This window comes from Streptomyces sp. NPDC059900, assembly GCF_050270335.1.
Taxonomy (GTDB): domain Bacteria; phylum Actinomycetota; class Actinomycetes; order Streptomycetales; family Streptomycetaceae; genus Streptomyces.
The window spans coordinates 1-2035 of the sequence record NZ_JBNNJZ010000945.1 but is presented as its reverse complement, the minus strand read 5'-3'; the positions used below and the strand labels follow the sequence as shown (position 1 = coordinate 2035).

Annotated in this window: 2 protein-coding genes; both read right to left on the bottom strand. The window is 74.7% G+C overall.

Annotated features, from left to right (window positions below):
- Positions 1-125 (bottom strand): MerR family DNA-binding transcriptional regulator (locus ACQKIP_RS46010; protein WP_427745728.1); only part of this gene is annotated, 125 nt, incomplete at its 3' end.
- Positions 126-204: 79 nt separating this feature from the next.
- Positions 205-2035 (bottom strand): DUF2264 domain-containing protein (locus ACQKIP_RS46005; RefSeq protein WP_427745727.1); only part of this gene is annotated, 1831 nt, incomplete at its 5' end.

The following is a 2035-nucleotide window of genomic DNA, read 5'->3' as shown; positions in this document are numbered from 1 at the left end:
CTGTAGCGCCGGTGACCCGCGTGGCTGCGCCCGACCGGCGCCAGCAGGCCGATCTCGTCGTAGTGGTGCAACGTGCGCACCGTGACGCCGGCGAACCCGGCGACCTGCCCCACGGTGTAACTCATCGATCTCGCCTTCCGTCGCGTACAGCGTGCAGCCTCACGCGACGTCAGGGTCAACTCATTGCATGGCGGAGGTCAGCTGTCACCCGTGTTCCACCCTCAGCGGTGCGAAGGCGATCCGGGTCAGGGAGCCGTCGTCCGCCCAGCGCACCTCGACGGTGTCCGCCGTCGCGCCCACCACGTTCGCCGCATCCGCCGCGCCCGCGGGTACCGACTCGGCGGTGAGGAGGGCGAGGGCCGCGAAGACCGCGGTGCCCTCCGCATCGGCCATGAGGCGGGGCAGGCGGGCCCACGGGGTGAACGCCGTGCCCTGAGGGGCGCGCTGTTCGTCCTGGCTGCTCCAGCCGTGCAGGGGGTGGAGCACGGAGAACAAGGGCTCCCCGGGCCCTGTCGCCCAGCCCGTGTGGGTGACGCGGGCGCCGTGCGGTGCGCCGACGACGCGGTGCACGCGCAGTTCGTACGGGCCCTTGGCCACCGTGACGCTCTCCACGCGCAGCCCCGGCACCATGGGCGGGCCGCTCACGAAGGCCGGGGTGTGCCAGGACGCGGCCCAGCCCCAGCCCTCGCCCTGGCCTGCGCCGAGGGGATGGATGCGGGGACGGGCGCTGGATATCCCGGCCACCTCGACCGCGAGGTGGTTGTCCGCGGTGTTGCCGCCGGCCGTGGGGCCGGTCCGGGTGGAGTAGGCCTGGCGGGCGTAGAGCGGGTCCTCGTGCGCCGCCGACTCGGCCTCGTGCGGGCGCGCGTGGTCGCTGCCGTGGTTGTGCAGCCGTACGATCCCGTCGGCCATGGTGCTCTGGACGAGGAGGCCGGGTGCGGGCAGCGCGAGGATGCGGTCGCGGCTCTCGCTGGGGGCGGGTTCCTCCGTGGCGGTCCACAGGGGGTGGTCGGCCGGTGCCAGGAGACCGACGAACGCCTTGGACGCCCAGTACGGCGACGCGGGTCCGGAGTAGGGCTGCAGGGTCGCGTCGTGCGGGCCGTGCCAGCCGAGGCCCAGCAGCCCGTCGGCGCCGACCGAGCCCCGGTCGAGGAAGTAGCGCAGGGATCCGCTGAGGAGGCGGCGCGAGGTGCCGGGGGTCAGGGGCGTGTGGCCGGTGAGCGCGCCCAGGGCCACGGACGCGCCCGCGGCGAAGCGGTAGGTCAGGGAGCGGCCGAAGTGGATCGGGGCGCCGTCGCCCCCGAAGAGCAGCCCGAAGCTCTCCAGGTGCTCGTGCAGGCGTGCGCCGTGCCGGGCCAGTTGGTCCCGGTCGTCCGCGAGGTGGGCGTCGAGCGTGGGGTACAGGTGCAGGGCCCAGCCGTTGTAGTGGTCGAAGGCGCGGCCGTCGCCGTCTGCGTACCAGCCCTGGCCGCGGTTCCAGGTCTCCAGGAGTTGCAGGGCCCGCTCGCGCGCCCGCGCCGTCTGCGCGTCGCCCCGGCCCACCGACTCCAGGAATCCGGCCACGGTGTAGGGGAAGAGGTACCAGTTGTTGGGTGCGGGGACGTGCCGGAGCGCGCCGCGCAGCCACTGTTCGGCGCGGTCCTGTACGTCGGTGTCGAGCCGGTCCCACAGCCAGGGGCGGGTCAGGCGCAGGCCGAGCGCGACGGACGCGGACTCCACCATCGGCTGGCCCTGGACGTGGTGGTCGAGGATCACCGGCCAGGACTCGGCGTCGTCACGGCCGGGTGTGCGGGTGCCCGCCGCAAGGCCCTGCGCATACCGGTCGAGCCAGCCGTGCGGGTCCTTGCCCCCGGCGCCCGCCACCCGGAACGCGGCGGCGAGCAGCGTGCGGGCGTATCCCTCGAGGCCGTCGGAGCGTACGCCTGACGCGGAGGGCCGGCCGGGCAGGTCGAGCAGGGCGCCGTGCGGGGTTGCCCACTTCCAGGCGGCGCCCAGGAGTCCGTCGGCGGCGGCCTCCCAGTGCTCGCGCGTGTAG